This is a genomic window from Neobacillus solisequens, assembly GCF_051233465.1.
In the GTDB taxonomy this organism is placed as follows: Bacteria; Bacillota; Bacilli; order Bacillales; family Cytobacillaceae; genus Neobacillus.
The window spans coordinates 69177-85681 of sequence record NZ_JBKFGJ010000021.1 but is presented as its reverse complement, the minus strand read 5'-3'; the positions used below and the strand labels follow the sequence as shown (position 1 = coordinate 85681).

Below are 16505 nucleotides of genomic sequence, written 5' to 3'. Positions count from 1 at the left end.
ATGATAAAACATGATCTTGGGAAAACGCGAAACTTTTTGTTATCTTTTATCCTATGCATAAGTTCCTTTACCTTAACAGGTTGTTGGAGCAGCCGGGAAGCAAATGATCTTGCTATTTTAAATGTGGTAGGGATCGACAAAAATGAGGTTGGTCAATTTGAATTAACGGCATTAATCCCGAAACTGGAAGACAGAACTCACCAATCATCTTCCGGCAGCGCAAAAGATAAGGAGTTAATCTTCACAAGCAAAGGCAGGAGTTTGTTGGAATCAATGAGCCAGCTTGCTACCTCCCTTTCAAAGGAAGTCTATTTGGGACATGTCCAGGTCGTAATTTTTGGGGAAAAGGCCGCAAGCGAAAGCATGAAAGAATCATTGGATTTTTTAAGAAGGGAAAATGGCTTTCGGCCAAACATAAAATTGTTGATTACGAAAGGGAAGGCTAGCGATATTATCAACAAACCCACACAGTTAAAAAACCCGTTAGGTTCTGAAATTTCAGCCTTCACCAAAACAAAACGGATCACTATGTCAAGTATGGTTCAAAATCTCAGTCAATTTACTGAAGCTCTCTCAATGAAAATGAAAGACCCATTTACCGGTGAGATTAGCGCAGCTGGCGACGAGGGAATAGAGTTGGAGCAAGTTGTGTCCGGCAAAAGTTTTCTAAAAGATGCAAGCAGCCAGGATTCGCAGAAAAAAGACTCAACCATGAAACAAAATACTGATACATTCAGTATTCAAGGTACAGCCGTCTTCAAAAGAGATCACCTTATTGGCTGGCTAGACAAAGACGAAACACGCGGTGTTCTTTGGGTCAATGGGAAATTAAAAAATGATGTTGTGATTTTGAGTTGTCCGAAGGATGAGAGTGGAACCATTAGTTTAAAAATTAACCAAACTAGCTCTGTAAGTACTCCTCAAATCGTAAACGGTAAACCAAAAATGGAGGTTACGATCAAGGTAGATGGGGATATCGGACAAATTACTTGTCAAAATGTAAATTTGAGTTCAGATGAAATGGAAAAGTTAAACATACAGCTAAAAGATAAAATAAAGCAAGAGGTAAATCATACATTTGCCAAAGTAAAACAAGAATGGCAAGCCGATATTTTTTACTTTGGAGAGTCCATCTATCGCAAATACCCCAAAGAATGGAAAGATATTTCTTCGGGGTGGAGAAGCGGCGGATTAAAAGAGATGCCAGTTCAGATAAAAGTCATTACCAATATATCACGTTATGGACTTCGGGAAAGGTGAAGATATGAATATTTTAATATGTCTTTTATTTATTATTCTGGTTCTTGGAACTGCTGGTCTCCACGTGTACTATATATGGAAACAGAAAGAGTATAAAATTTTAGCGGTTCAGCTTGGTATTATCGGTTTGACCATTGTTGCCGGGGTACTGGCGATTTATAAAGTTCAGAATGTGTTATCCATTGCAAAATTATTAAATCTATTATCCCCCCTATAAGAATGGAAAGAAGGAGACCGTTATGGGCGAAAAAGGACAAATCAGCAACGTTCAGGCAGCTATGCTTGCAATCACCTCTTTAACTATAATTGGACACTTGATTTTGCTCACCTTGGTTCTTGATCAAAGCAAGCAAGACGGTTGGCTTGCCGGAATCGTTGGTTCTATTTTGAGCTTAATTGGAATTCTAGCCCTGTCGAAATTGGTTCAACGTTTTCCCGGGCTCTCCTTGATAGAAATTCTCTTTCAACATTTTTCATGGATTGGGAAAATATTGGGGATTATCTATTTGCTCTATTTTTATATAATGGCCGTTTTAGGGGTACGATTATTTGGTGAAGCCTATAAAATTATTATGGAAGAGACTCCATTATGGGCCTTCATCTCTGTCATTCTTTTATTAACTGCCTTTATAGTTTATTTAGGATTAGAAACATTGGCACGAATTAACCAAATTATGCTGCCAGTTCTAGTATTGGCGGCTGTATCTGTTGTATTTATGACATTTGTGAATGACAAGGACTATGGCAACCTTCTTCCCATCATGGGCAATGGTGTTATCCCGGTTGCAAAAGGAGCCGTATCCATAATGGGATGGTTTGGAGAATTTGTTATTTTAGGCATGGTTCTGCCATATGTAAAGCGTCCGGAAAAACTAATCAAGACGGGTTTATATGCAGTGGGGTTCACTTTGCTTTTCTTTTTGGGACCAATCACTGGGCCAGTTGCCTTATTTGGCCCTGAAGAAGCGGCAAATATGTCATTTCCGACATTTACAGAGGTTCGTTATATTGAGGCGGGGGAAGTTGTAAATCGATTTGATGCTATTGCGATTTTATTTTGGACTGTTGGTTTAATGGTTAGGATTTCATTATTCTTTTATGGCCTTAGCCTTGGTACCGCACAAGTACTCAGGATATCGACCTACCAGCCACTGATTGTTCCAATAGGATGGTTAATAGGTGTTGGGGCTATTTTTTTCTCTAAAAATTTCATTGAGTTAACAGAATTCCTATTTAAGACCTATGTACCCCTAAATATTTTAATGGGGACGGTTCTGCCACTTCTTTTTATCTTTTGGGCTGTGGTGAGGCGTAAGAGAAAGGTACTGGCTAATGTGTAGGTTTGAAACTGATTTTAAAAAAGTATAGTGAATGGAAAAAGGATATCGAGGGATGTCCTTTTCTTATTTGCTGAAGCTCTACATTAAAGACAAATAATAGAAAACCCTGTCATTCAACTGGCTCCATTTTTAAAGCAGCTAGTAATAAAATCAGTACTGTTAAAATATGTTTGTTTCGATAGTTAGTTTATAATTTGTAATTTTTTAATAACCTTCCCATAACTAAGTGCGGTGAACCGTACCATAAGTAGATGAGGGTGGTTAAAATGATAAATCGAAAATACTAATGAATATAAAGCTCTTTTAGATTTTTTCTGGAACCGTTTCATAATTGATGGGATCAGTTCAAAAATAAGAGGACAATCCGAATTCCATTAATCACACAAATATTAGTTGCAGATGGTGAAGTTTTGTACTCAAACTAACTGGGCTTTAGTTGGAAGGTAATAAATTGTGTGTCCTTTTAATATCAACTATTTCACATATCCAACTTAAATAAAAGTTATGTAAGGGTTTTTTCATAGTTTTTATGGAAGTTATTGAAATTGTGTCTATAATTAGGTTACTATAATAGAAAAATATGAAAATAGGTAAGATGCCAAGAAGGCTTAATAGGGAATCTGGTGAAAGTCCGGAACTATCCCCGTAACTGTAAGTGTGGACGAAATAGACAAACCACTGTATCGGAGTAGAATTGTCCGTGCGGGAAGGGTCGATAGTAGGAAGAAACACAAGTCAGGAGACCTGTCTTAACTATGAAAAGTTTTGATTTCTTCGGGGGTTGAGAAGGTGAGACGTTAGCGTTTGAAGGTACGCCTTTCTAACCTTTTTCTGCTTGCGTTTAATCCGTTCAGCTTTTTGTTGAACGGATTTTTTACATTCAGTTTTCTAACATAGTAGGAGGAGAATAGGAATGGCAAATCGAAGAATTGTAATTGCCGGTACAGGCAGCGGTGTTGGTAAAACGACACTTACCATTGGACTTATGTCTGCGCTAATGAAAAAGGGGTATACGGTACAAGGGTTTAAATGTGGACCAGATTATATAGATCCAAGTTACCATACAGCGGTTACTGGCAGAATTTCCAGAAATCTTGACAGCTGGATGTTAACTGAAGAAATGGTAAAAGAAATTGTAAGTAAGGCTGGCGAAAGTACGGATATATCTATTATTGAAGGAGTAATGGGATTCTTTGACGGAAAAGATCCCTTAAGAAATCAAGGCTCAACTGCAGAAATAAGTATGATCACCGAAAGTCCAGTTGTATTGGTAGTCAATTGTGCTAGTATGGCCCGAAGTGCTGCTGCTGTGGTAAAAGGATTTCAGGAGTTTCATAGCGGGACAAATATTGTTGCAGTAATTGCCAATCAGGTGGGGAGTGAAGGACATTATCATATTGTCAAATCAGCTATTGAACAGGGGTGTGGCATCCCAGTCCTTGGTTATTTGAAACAAACTCAAGAGCTTTCCATTCCGGAGAGGCATTTAGGATTGATTCCATCGATAGAACGAGGTGAATTGAAGCCCTTTTTTGAAAAGCTAGCCAGCTTGGTTATAAAAACGATAAATGTTGATGAATTATATAAACTAGCACAAGCCCCTCCTTTAGTGGTAAAAAAACCCCATTTTAATAAAATAGAGCATCGTTCCGTTCGTCTAGCTATTGCCAGAGATGCAGCTTTTAATTTTTATTATCAGGAAAACCTAGAGCTGTTAGAAGCCTTTGGTGCCGAGCTCATTGAATTTTCTCCGCTAAAAGGCGAAATTCTGCCCGAGAGGATTGATGGCTTATATATAGGAGGAGGATTTCCTGAAGAATTTGCCCAAGAATTGGCAAATTATACTGATACAAAAAATTCCATCCATTCTGCGATTAAAAATGGTTTGCCTACTTTAGCTGAGTGCGGGGGTTTTATGTATTTAACGGAATCTATTGAAACAACAGATGGGAATAAGTACGAAATGGCAGGAGTTATACCCGGGAAGGTAAAAATGCAAAAACAACTTGCTGCCTTGGGATATCGCGAAATTAAAGGAGCGGACGAAAACTTTCTGCTAAAAGGTAAGCTGATTGCCAAAGGCCATGAATTTCACTATTCAACCTTTCATCCGAAAGAGGAATGGAAACATGCCTACCTAACTTCTGGGATCCGCAGCGAACAACAAGAAGGATATATGAAAGGGAACCTAATTGCTGGATATACCCACCTCCACTTTGGCTCATGCCCTGAGTTGGTTGAGAATTGGATCAATAAATGTAAGGAGTATCAAGCAAATGACTAAGGCGATTCCTCTTATGTTTCAAGGAACTAATTCAGATGTAGGCAAAAGTGTGATAGTCACTGCATTTTGCCGCATTTTTGCACAGGATGGACATAAAACGGCTCCGTTTAAGTCACAAAATATGTCTTTAAATTCTTACATAACGATTGACGGAAAAGAAATTGGCAGAGCCCAGGGAGTCCAGGCGGAAGCAGCTGGCATTCAGGCAACAACGGATATGAATCCTATTTTGTTAAAGCCTAACCGTGAGTATCAATCACAGGTGGTGGTCCATGGGAAACCCTATCTGAACATGGAAGCCGGCGCCTATCGAAGTGATTTTTTTCAAATGGGATTAAAGCTGATAAAAGGTTCGCTTTCCGTTCTGTCCGAAAAATTTGAAAGGATTGTGATTGAAGGAGCCGGCAGTCCTGCAGAGATAAATTTAAATGATCGGGAATTAGTGAATATGCGGGTTGCCAGAATGGCTAACGCACCGGTGATTTTAATTGGAGATATTGACAAAGGCGGTGTATTTGCCAGTTTAGTAGGAACGCTTCAGCTAATGGAGCCTGAGGATCGTGATCGGGTTATCGGGGTAATCATCAATAAATTCCGGGGAGACATCAGGCTTCTCGAATCTGGGTTAACATGGTTTGAGGAGTATACCGGTAAACCTGTTCTTGGGGTTATCCCCTACTTAGATCATTTAAATATTGATGCGGAGGATTCATTAATATTAAACCAATATTCTTCAAACCCAAATAGAGAAAAGGATCTAGATATTGCTGTAATCCAATATCCAAAAATTTCCAACTTCACCGATGTGGATCCATTTTTTGCTGAGCCGGATTGCCATGTCCGCTTTGTTACAAGAGCCGACCAATTACATAACCCTGATCTGATGATACTACCAGGTAGTAAGAATACCATCGAGGATTTATTGTTTTTAAGAAAAAGCGGGCTTGCCCAAAAAATAACCGAGTTACAGACCAAGGCAGTCATTTTTGGTATCTGTGGCGGCTACCAAATGCTCGGTGAAAAAATTGCAGACCCGTTTGCCATCGAGTCTATGAATCCCGAATTAGAGGGCCTTCAATTGCTGCCAATTCGGACAACTATCACAAAAGACAAAAGGACCGAACTATCAAATGGGACTCTAACTCTTTTTGACAAGAGGTTCGATGTTACAGGATATGAGATTCATATGGGCGAAACAGAGTCGATAGGAGAAAACTTGGGCCTTATCGATTTATACGGCCAATGGGATGGGTGTAAAACGACAGAAGAAAAAGTGATAGGTACCTATTTTCATGGTATTTTTCATAATGACGAGTTTCGCAAGGAATTCCTTAATCAGCTTCGTGGTGCAAAAGGGTTGGAGCCAATCGAAGAGCGTGAATCTTTTACTCAATTGCGGGAGGAAGCGTTTGATCGCCTAGCGAGTCATGTCAGGAAACATGTAAATGTACCACTAATCGAACAGAAAATGTTAGAATTTCAAAAAAATAACGGATGAGGTGCAAGAGGGATGGAAAAAAGAGAAAATAAAGCAAAACGAGGTCTTACGCTAGTATATACCGGAGATGGAAAAGGAAAAACAACAGCCGCCCTTGGCCTGGCAGTCCGTTCAGCCGGTCAAGGAAAGAAAGTCATTGTGATCCAATTTATCAAATCTCCAGAAAGTAAATCTGGTGAAAGAATCATGTTTGAAAAATTGGGAATCGAAATCGTTCAAACCGGAGTGGGTTTCACCTGGACAAAAACACCTGAAGAGCATCGAGATGCATTCCAAAAAGCCTGGGCATTTGCTAAAGAAATGGTTCAATTTGGCGGTTATGACCTTGTCATATTGGATGAACTGAACAATGCCCTGGCAATTGAAACATTCCCAATTCATGATGTTCTGCCTTTGGAAGAGGTGCTAGAGCTGATTGAAAAGCGCCCTAAAGGAATGCATCTGGTTATTACAGGCCGTTCAGCCAAGGATGAAATTATCGAAAAATCCGATTTGGTGACGGAAATGAAGCCGATGAAGCATTATTATGACGAAGGTATTCCTGCCGTTAGAGGAATAGAGTTTTAACTCGAAGCGGATTCACCGTTATAATGTTTAACACTAGGGAGCTTCATGTCATGAGATCAGGAAAAGGTTGTTGTAATGGAACGTTTGGTGAGCTTGTACAAGGTCAGCTGGGGGACCGGCCTTTTTTAATTACTATGCCAATCCAGGGCTTGCGAAGTGAGGCCTTATTTATCCCAGACCCAACTTTATCGGAAATATTGGGGGAGAATTCGAAAAGTAAAGCCAAAAAAGCAGCGAAATACCTTTTACAATTTTATGGGCTGCAGTGGGGAGGCCGTTTGGAGATTTGTTCAAACATTCCAGAAGGTAAGGGAATGGCCAGCAGCTCCGCCGATATTGTGGCAACATTAAAAGCTATCGCAGACAGTTTTTCCATTCCACTTTCAAAGGAAACCATCTCAAAAATAGCAGCAAAAATTGAGCCTACTGATGGAATCATGTACGAGGAAGTTGTCGCTTATGACCATATTCACGGTGAATGGATTGAAAGCTTTGGTTTCTTGCCACCATATACACTAGTAGGGCTAGACCTAGGTGGAACCATAAACACCATCGAACATAATCAAATAAAGAAAACGTATAGCGAGCAGGACAAAGATCGATTGATCGTAGCCTATGACTTGATCAAAGAAGGATTCAGGCAAAATAATATATCGTATATTTGTAAGGCTGCAACGATAAGTGCAAGTATTAATCAAAAAATATTGCCCAAACCTATTTTTAACCAACTGAAAATGTTGGCTGAACAGGTTCAGGGTGGTGTCGTAGTTGCACATAGTGGCACTGTTGCAGGAATCATGATGGATCATAACATAGCGAAAAAAAAAGAGGTAATATCTTGTATTTTAACAGAGTTCCCCACCATTCAAATGTTGGGCCCCTTCCATAATACAGAATAGTCCAGGCGAAAGCCTGGTTTTTTTAATATGCAATGTTAAACAACATTGATGATTCTTGTACCCGGTTGATTGGAGCGGATGGTTCGGAAATTAACAGACAACTTTAAAGGGCCCTATAATAAAAATCAAAAAGAACTGCAGTAATAAATACAGACTTAAAGAATAAATCTTTATTAATATAGGGGGTGTGACATGAAAAACCATTTGGAAAATAAGCAGTCATTTAAAAAATCAAAGAAGGTTCATCAGGCCACACCTTATACAAATGCAAAAAAATTAGTCATGGGGTCTGTACTTGCTGCCATCACCACCCTTTTTCAATCTGCAGGAGTTTTTACAGGAATTGGTTTTGCGTTTAGTATATTGGCGACCCTTCCAATTGTCCTTTCAGCCATGCTCTCTTTAAGAATAGGATTCATGTCTTACTTTATCACGATCTTATTATTAGTCATTATGCAGCCGAGCGAATTGTTTGTGTTTCCTTTTACCACTGGTTTATTAGGGATTGCCCTCGGAGCTGCCTTTAAATTTTATCACCATTGGCTGCTAATTCCTTTTTTTGGAGGAGCAGCGTTATCCATCGGGATATTATTCTTATTATATGTATTGAAATTTCCTGTTTTAGGTCCAGATGTATCTTATACAATTGATCTAAAAATAGTTGTCATTATTCTGATTTGCTCAATCATCTACAGCTTTGTATGGACTGGTTTAAGCAAAAGAGTGTTCAAATTAATATTTCCAATGGAGAAAAAGTAGGTAGGGCATGAAGATGCACTTCATAGATGAAGTGTATTTTTATAGAGCAAATGATCCAATTCTCCAAATGTGTGATCTATATCACTAACTCACAGTGATTTATCTAATATAATCACTGTGAGTTTAGTGTTAATACATAAGGAGTGATTATGTTGTTAGATCAAAAAACAATTGACATTATTAAATCAACCGTACCTGTATTAGAAATCCATGGAGAAGCCATTACCACTCGATTTTATCAATTGATGTTTGGAAATCATCCTGAGTTACTTCATATTTTTAACCATGCAAATCAAAAACAACGGAGACAGCAAAAGGCACTCGCTGGAGCTGTGTATGCCGCAGCAGCGTATATTGATAATCTTGAAGCTATTCTGCCTGTCGTTAAGCAAATCGGCCATAAACATAGAAGTCTAGGTGTAAAATCCGAACACTATCCTATTGTTGGAAAGCATCTCTTATTAGCGATTAAAGATGTATTGGGAGATGCCGCAACTGATGAAATTTTAGCGGCATGGGAAAAAGCTTATGGTGAGATTGCCAATGCCTTTATTAGTGTAGAAGCAGAGATGTATGAGGAAGCCTCTAATCAGCAAGGTGGATGGGATGATTTTCGTAACTTTGTGGTGGATCGTAAAGTTAAAGAAAGTGACGTCATTACCTCATTCTATCTTAAAGCAGAGGACGGTAAAGAAATTCCAACTTTCTTGCCAGGCCAATATATCAGCATTAAATTAGAAATCGATGGCGAGGAATATACTCATATTCGTCAATATAGTTTATCGGATGCACCTGGGAAAGACTATTATCGAATTAGTGTGAAGAAAGAGGCAGGCACTGCCAATCCTGATGGAAAAGTATCCAATTTTCTGCATAATCAGGTAAAAGAAGGCGACATCCTAAAGGTGAGTGCCCCTGCAGGTGACTTTGTTCTTGATATGAATCATCATACTCCTGTAGTTTTATTAAGCGGCGGGGTCGGTGTAACACCAATGCTAAGTATGTTAAAAACAGTCGTAAACGCTCAGCCAGAACGAAAAATATGCTTCATCCATGCTGCTGCGAATAGTAATGTTCATGCACTAAGGGATGAAATCAAAGAAATTTCTAAGCTCGAAACTGTAGATTCAATTGTTTTTTATGATTCGCCAACTGAAGATGACCGTATAAATAAACGCTTTGATGTTGAAGGTTTTGTCACAAAAGAGTGGCTTGGGGAAAATGTTCCGGTAAAAGAAGGCGACTTCTATTTCTGTGGACCTGTTCCATTTATGAGAGCCATCAACCAGGCGTTAAAGGATTTAGGTGTAAGTGAAGATCGAATCCATTTCGAATTCTTTGGACCAAAAGATAGTCTTGAAGAACAAGAAGAACGAATTACTGTATAGAATAATAGAGTAGTCAATGGGGCTCCATATTTTTTGGTAGCCCCTTTTTAAAAAGTGAACAAAAAATTAGAAATCATTTGACAACTTAAAATAATTGTATATAATTAAGTTATCCATAGTTATTAAGATGTTTACCTTTTGGAAAATACCCTTTCAAAAAACGTTAACAGTAGATAATGATGGACAGGAAAATAAATCAACAATAAAACTGTATTATTTGCTATGACTCTATTCACATAGAGCAGTGAAGTGAATATAAGCCAGTTGTATAAAGTAGATTCCTATATATTAGGACTCCTTTTACAACTGGCTTTTTATTGTTCCTGTAATTAAAAAACTATTTCAGGAGGAATGAAAAATGAGTATTGCAGAAAAGAGTAAATTGAAATTTGAAATGGTGACGGAACATTATCAAGTGAAGGCACACACACAATCCAATCGTTTATATCACATTGAATTATCGACGGAAAGTCTAATGAAATTTTTTGAAGCAGTAAAGAAAGAAAACTATTCTGTCCAACATTTGGAATATACTCCTTATGCTCGTCATATTATCGCATCACATTTATTGGATCAAGTAGGAGAAGAATTCGGTGCCTTACTTCGAAGTATTGTTCACGATCGTGAGTCTGGTGGATTTACACTTGGTTTGAACGGGGTTACAGAAAATACCGATGATTACGTGATTTTCTCAACTGCTGTTTCCCATCTAGTAGGTATTCCGAATTTTGATGCTATGACTGGAAAATACTATGCGCGTTTTAGCGTGAAAGATACAGATAACAGTGATTCTTATTTACGTCAGGCTTATCGTTTATTTACACTTCATACTGATGGTACCTTTGTCGATGAACCGACTGACTGGCTATTAATGATGAAAATGGTAGAACAAAATGCACGTGGTGGAGAATCAAGATTATTGCACCTAGATGATTGGAACGAACTAGATAAATATGCTTCACACCCTTTAGCTAACCATAAATTTACCTATAAAGCACCGAGCAGTAAGAATGTGGGTCAGGAAGTTGAGCGATTGACATTCTTTAATTATCATAACAAGCCGGGGATTTGTTATATTGATCAATTCGTTTATCCAGAGACAATTGAGCAGTCAAAATATTTGAGTGATCTTTCTAATTCGATGGAGAACGATGAAAATGTGATCGAGTTGGAACTTCCTGTAGGTGATTTAGTCGTGGTAAATAATATTTTTTGGCTACATGGCCGCGCAGCCTTTGAAAAGGATCCAAATTTATACCGTGAGTTACTTCGTCAACGTGGACGATTTAATGAAAATAATCTATAAATCTCTTAATTAACTTATAGAGAATTCATTTTCTATCCCTAGGGTGGAAAATGAATTCTTTTCTTTCAACTATTAGGCATTGGAACAGTTTTTAGTAGAAAAAAAGGGGGCTTTTTTGTGTTTGATTTTGCGATTGTAGGGGGAGGTATAGTTGGCTTATCGACCGGTATGGCAATTTATACACGATTTCCTAACGCTAAAGTAGTCGTGATTGAAAAAGAATCAGCTATTGCAGAGCATCAGACAGGTCATAATAGTGGGGTCATTCATTCCGGCATCTATTACAAGCCAGGTAGTTTTAAGGCACGATTTGCCCGTCAAGGCAGCCAATCAATGAAAGAATTTTGTCAAACTCATGGAATTGAGCATGACATTTGCGGGAAGGTCATTGTTGCTACAAAGCCGGAGGAAATGCCTCTATTAGATAATTTATTTAAGAGAGGCCTTGAAAATCAACTTGATATTCAAAAAATTAGTCCGGAAGAATTAAAAGAGATTGAACCCCACGTTAATGGCTTTGGGGCTATACGTGTTCCCCAAGCTGGTATTGTCAATTATCGTCAAGTTAGTGAGAGATTTGCTGATACAATTGAAGAAAGTGGTGGAGAAATAAGGTTAAATACAAAGGTAGAAAAAATAGTCGAAGAAGTCGATCAAGTGAACATTGAAACAAACAATGGTACAATAAAGGCACGTATGGTAATCAACTGTGCCGGTCTCTTTAGTGATCGTGTTGCTTTAGCGGCAGGGTATAAAACAGATATGAAGATTCTGCCTTTTAGAGGTGAGTATTATAAATTAAAACCGGAAAAGCGGTATCTTGTAAAACATTTAATTTATCCTGTTCCAAATCCTAAATTCCCATTCTTGGGTGTTCATTTTACCCGGATGATTACTGGAGAAGTGGATGCAGGACCGAATGCAGTGCTCAGCTTTAAACGGGAAGGTTACAAAAAGACAGATTTTAATGTAAAGGATCTTGCAGAATCTCTAAGTTATAGCGGTCTTTGGAAAATGGCAGGAAAGTTTATGAAAGAAGGAATGGAAGAATACGTTCGTTCCTTTAGTAAAAAACAATTTACCAAAAGTCTTCAGGAACTAATTCCGGAGATTCAAGAAGACGATTTAATACCGGCGCCTGCTGGAGTACGCGCCCAAGCCATCAGAAATGATGGAAGTATGGTAGATGATTTCCACATAATTATGGGCAAGCGTACCATTCATGTTTGTAATGCACCATCACCAGCTGCCACAGCTTCTATTGAAATTGGAAAAGAAATCGTAAGTAGGATTCCGGAACAAACAAACTTAAAAGAAACTGCGTTAATCATTTAATTTTAATGAGAGGTTGATCAAGGATGTTTAACGGAAAAACGATTTTTATTGCCGGTCATGCTCGGTTACCGCAAGGCATGGCTGCCAAAAGCGTCTTCGAAACCTTAACGATTACTGCGGAAGTGGATACAAAATATGGAGTAATTATTCAGGCTACCTGTACCTTGGCCACTGAACACGGACGTGATTTTATCGGTGGATTGTTAAGGGGGACAAGTTTAAATGATGGAGTGGAGGATGCCGTCAAGGCAATCGAAACCTATTATCGGGGCAAAGCAACAAACGCTTTAATTGCGGCCTTAAAAGACTTGCATTTGCATTTTCAACAAATTAAGGCAGAAGGAATAACAATTGTATAAAACCAATATTTCACTTTGTATTCCAGAAATCACTTGAAAAATATTTATAAAGGTTGTTGTAATTGTCCGGAGTAAATACAACTTCAGAGGCTCTCTCTCATTTTGTTTTACTGATATTTCAAGTTTTTAAGACTTCAGACAAGATCAAACTGATTTGGCACAACTGTGTCCGAAGCTGCCATGACTTCGGACACGATCAAGCCAAATTCGGTATAACTGTGTCTGAAGTTACCCTGACTTTGGACACAATAAAGCAAAATTGTAGTAGTGGTGTCTGAAGTTCACCTGACTTCGGACACGATCAAGCAAAATTTGGTATAACTGTGTCTGAAGTTACTCTGACTTCGGACACGATCAAGCCAAATTCGGTATAACTGTGTCTGAAGTTACCCTGACTTCGGACACGATCAAGCCAAATTCGGTATAACTGTGTCTAAAGTTACCCTGACTTTGGACACAATAAAGCAAAATTGTAGTAGTGGTGTCTGAAGTTCACCTGACTTCGGACACGATCAAGCAAAATTTGGTATAACTGTGTCTGAAGTAACCCTGACTTCGGACACGATCAAGCAAAATTTGGTATAACTGTGTCTGAAGTTACCCTGACTTCGGACACGATCAAGCAAAATGTTAGTAGCAGTGTCTGAAGTTCTCCTGACTTCGGACACAATCAAGCAAAATTTGGTATAACTATGTCTGAAGTTCTCTTGACTTCGAACACGATCAAGTTAATTTGGCATAACTGTGTCCGAAGCTGCCATGACTTTGGACACAATCAAACTGAAATGTCATAACCATGACCGAAGTTACCCAGACCTCGGTTTGACAAAAAGAGATAATTATTTCGTAACCCGAAAAAATGTACACTAAAAATGGACCTTGGTTTCTAAGGTCCATTTTTAGTGCCAAAAACAACAACCTATACGATTAAAGTTAAAAGAAGCAGTGATTTCTCTGCTTCTTTTTTGTTTTCATACCTTAATCGTCCGAAAATAGTTTAAAACTTAGAACAAAGGAAATGTTAAGTAGGGTAAAACATATTTTATTAATATGAATTAGTAAAGATAAGGAGGGTTTACATGTATAAAGAAAATAGCCCCTTATTCTCGGATGAATTCCTGGATGAACTCACAAAGGATATAAATGAAAAATATGGCTGGCCTAACAAAGAAGAAAATCTGGAATCAATCCATGAAGATGAGTAAAAATAATTGTTTGCCATTTTGTTTTTCTACACTGGCTACAATAACATGTCATCTCCCTCGTGAAACCCAGGGAAAATTTCGGGATGGAGTATATGAGCTATTTTAGCCAGGCCATATAAAAGCCGAGGGGATGGCCTGCAAAAAAGCGGTTCATCTAAAATGTGAAGTTGGTTATTTTTTATCGCTGTCATCTGATCCCAGCCGGGGCGTTTCAGAATGACCTTTGGGTTAACTTTATGTTTTTGAACACCTACCCAAACGACACAGATTATATCTGGGTTGCGGAACTTAACCTCTTCCCAATCCGTCTGGTAACTTGCAACCACTTGGTCATCAAAAATATTTCTTCCACCCGCAAGCACGCTAATTTCTGTCAGCCAGTTCAGGGAGCCCGGGGTGAAGATCGGCTTTGCCCACCATTCCCAATAAAGGGTTTTTGATTCTTTAACTTGTTTGCTTAAAGATTTATACAGTTTTAAGGTACGATTAAATCTTTCAAATAATTCGTTGGCCCGTGGGTAGGTGCTTGTGGCATTGCCAACGAACAAAAGACAATTCCCCACTTCTTCTAGTGTTTGTGGATTAGGCACAATTACATATGGTATTTTACGTTTCTCTAACTCCTCGATATTTCGTTCCATACCCGGAACGGATAGGGAAGCTAAAACCAAATCAGGCTGTAGTTTCTCTACTTTATCCATATCGATGTTCAAATCTGGTCCCAACCTTGGCAATTCAGTAATTTCTTTCGGCCAATCTGAATAATCATCTACCCCTATTAATGAAGAAGTTAGCCCTAAATAGGCTATAAATTCAGTATTACTCGGACAAATGGAAATCAATTTCAATATACTTCCCCCTAATCAAATCTTCTTACTATCTATTATAATAAAAATCTCCATGTTCCCTATCAAAAAATAATGATGAATGAACACAAAATAAAATCCAATTCTGAAGTGAGAGTTAAGCCTAAAGGATCGCCATTTCCTTTGGTTTTATCATTCTAGAAAAATGTAATAATTTTAAGTAATATAATTGTTTGAGAACCCATGAACAAACTAGAGTATACTAATTCGAAGAATGAATAGTGTTTAGAACCCTTGTGAATGCAGGGTTTTTCTGAGTATTCAAGGGTATTTGAGCTCAGGGTAAATAAAATAGAGATAATATATCGATTCACAATTAAAAGCAAATGAAAAGTATAACTTTTTTCGAAATATCGAATTCTTTTTGAACATTTCGTGACAAATTTCATAAATGGGTGTCGTAATTTCAAATTTGGTATTAAAATAGTGGCGAGATGTGATTTAAATCACAAAACTAAAAATGTGATGAAATTCACAATAATATAAAATTGAAATTTTTTAATCAAAGGAAAGGGGTACTAGTATGAAAGTAAAATCGGCTTTATTATTACTTGTTCTCACTATTGCTACAGTGTTAACAGGGTGTGAGCCACTCATGGTTCTGAATCCAAAAGGGCCACAAGCTGAAAGGCAAGCCCACGACATTTTATTATCGATCGGAATCATGTCATTAGTTGTTTTGGTTGTATTTGCTATTTTGATTTACGTATTGGTAAAGTATCGTGCATCAAAGCAGAGTCCTGATTATGAACCACCTCACATCGAAGGAAATAAGTGGGTAGAGTTGCTATGTGTCGGAATTCCTGTTATTATCGTCGTTTACTTTTCAATCGTTTCTGTCCAAAGTAACTACATCGTTGAGGCAAAACCAAAACAGTATCAGGATCAGAAACCTATGGTGATTTATGCTTCTTCATCAGATTGGAAATGGCATTTTAGTTATCCGGAGCAAGATATTGAAACCGTTAACTATTTATACATTCCAACGGATCGTCCAATAGAATTTAAACTGTATTCTTACGGACCTATTACTAGCTTCTGGATTCCGCAACTGGGCGGACAAAAGTATGCCATGTCAAACATGGTAACAACCCTTCACTTAGCTGCTGATGAGCCTGGTGAAATGATGGGTCGAAACGCAAACTTCAGCGGTAAAGGAACAGCCGAAAATACATTTAATGTAACAGCCATGTCTGAGAAAGATTTTGATAAATGGGTAAAAGACGTAAAGAAAACAGCAAAACCTTTAACAGAGAAAAAATTTGATCAGTTATTAAAACCTGGTCACCTTGGACAAATGACATTTACAGGAACCCATTTAGAATTTAGTCCAGCTCCAAATCTGCATCATAGTGGATCAGAAAAGAGTCACGATGGAAAAATGGATTCTGAAATGGATATGAATATGGATATGTCAGATCACGATAAATAATAAGGTA

Annotated in this window: 15 protein-coding genes and 1 riboswitch; of the genes, 14 read left to right on the top strand and 1 reads right to left on the bottom strand. The window is 38.1% G+C overall.

The window, feature by feature from the left end; translation table 11 throughout:
• The 13 genes from ACI3K6_RS19820 (at position 1) to ACI3K6_RS19760 (ending at position 14200) form a co-directional block, all read left to right on the top strand.
• Positions 1–1260, top strand: coding sequence for a Ger(x)C family spore germination protein (locus ACI3K6_RS19820; RefSeq protein WP_435556189.1), 1260 nt, complete (start codon positions 1–3; stop codon positions 1258–1260).
• A 4-nt stretch (positions 1261–1264) separates the two neighbouring features.
• Positions 1265–1477: a hypothetical protein gene (locus ACI3K6_RS19815; protein ID WP_435556188.1), complete on the top strand. Its 213-nt coding sequence runs from the start codon at positions 1265–1267 to the stop codon at positions 1475–1477.
• 22 nt (positions 1478–1499) lie between these two features.
• On the top strand, positions 1500–2600 hold the full coding sequence (locus ACI3K6_RS19810; RefSeq protein ID WP_435556187.1) for a GerAB/ArcD/ProY family transporter: 1101 nt from the start codon (positions 1500–1502) through the stop codon (positions 2598–2600).
• 576 nt (positions 2601–3176) lie between these two features.
• Positions 3177–3366: riboswitch (cobalamin riboswitch) on the top strand.
• Positions 3367–3513: 147 nt separating this feature from the next.
• Positions 3514–4884: a cobyrinate a,c-diamide synthase gene (locus tag ACI3K6_RS19805; protein WP_435556186.1), complete on the top strand. Its 1371-nt coding sequence runs from the start codon at positions 3514–3516 to the stop codon at positions 4882–4884.
• Positions 4877–6382, top strand: a complete 1506-nt coding sequence (locus ACI3K6_RS19800) for a cobyric acid synthase (protein ID WP_435556185.1) — start codon at positions 4877–4879, stop codon at positions 6380–6382. The genes ACI3K6_RS19805 and ACI3K6_RS19800 overlap by 8 nt, the downstream gene beginning before the upstream one ends.
• A gap of 12 nt (positions 6383–6394) precedes the next feature.
• Entirely contained in the window at positions 6395–6949 is a 555-nt protein-coding gene (gene cobO, locus ACI3K6_RS19795) for a cob(I)yrinic acid a,c-diamide adenosyltransferase (protein ID WP_435556184.1), read from the top strand.
• A gap of 50 nt (positions 6950–6999) precedes the next feature.
• Complete coding sequence (locus ACI3K6_RS19790; RefSeq protein WP_435556183.1) at positions 7000–7848, top strand: GHMP family kinase ATP-binding protein; 849 nt, start codon at positions 7000–7002, stop codon at positions 7846–7848.
• A gap of 192 nt (positions 7849–8040) precedes the next feature.
• Entirely contained in the window at positions 8041–8607 is a 567-nt protein-coding gene (locus tag ACI3K6_RS19785; RefSeq protein WP_435556182.1) for a hypothetical protein, read from the top strand.
• A 152-nt stretch (positions 8608–8759) separates the two neighbouring features.
• Entirely contained in the window at positions 8760–9995 is a 1236-nt protein-coding gene (gene hmpA, locus ACI3K6_RS19780) for an NO-inducible flavohemoprotein (protein ID WP_435556181.1), read from the top strand.
• Between the two features lie 358 nt (positions 9996–10353).
• A complete protein-coding gene (glaH, locus tag ACI3K6_RS19775) occupies positions 10354–11301 on the top strand; it encodes a glutarate dioxygenase GlaH (RefSeq protein ID WP_435556180.1) in 948 nt (315 codons plus the stop codon).
• Positions 11302–11418: 117 nt separating this feature from the next.
• Entirely contained in the window at positions 11419–12636 is a 1218-nt protein-coding gene (gene lhgO / locus ACI3K6_RS19770) for an L-2-hydroxyglutarate oxidase (RefSeq protein ID WP_335480769.1), read from the top strand.
• Between the two features lie 23 nt (positions 12637–12659).
• The gene (locus ACI3K6_RS19765; protein ID WP_335480772.1) at positions 12660–12995 is read left to right on the top strand and encodes a DUF3870 domain-containing protein; all 336 of its coding nucleotides are present in this window, start codon (positions 12660–12662) and stop codon (positions 12993–12995) included.
• Positions 12996–14074: 1079 nt separating this feature from the next.
• Positions 14075–14200, top strand: coding sequence for a bacitracin ABC transporter ATP-binding protein (locus ACI3K6_RS19760; RefSeq protein WP_335480774.1), 126 nt, complete (start codon positions 14075–14077; stop codon positions 14198–14200).
• Positions 14201–14235: 35 nt separating this feature from the next.
• On the opposite strand, the gene ACI3K6_RS19755 is transcribed toward ACI3K6_RS19760, so the two are convergent.
• Entirely contained in the window at positions 14236–15048 is an 813-nt protein-coding gene (locus ACI3K6_RS19755; protein WP_435556179.1) for a cobalamin-binding protein, read from the bottom strand.
• A 541-nt stretch (positions 15049–15589) separates the two neighbouring features.
• Here ACI3K6_RS19755 and qoxA point away from each other — a divergent pair.
• Positions 15590–16498, top strand: a complete 909-nt coding sequence (gene qoxA, locus ACI3K6_RS19750) for a cytochrome aa3 quinol oxidase subunit II (protein WP_435556178.1) — start codon at positions 15590–15592, stop codon at positions 16496–16498.
• Positions 16499–16505: the final 7 nt, after the last annotated feature.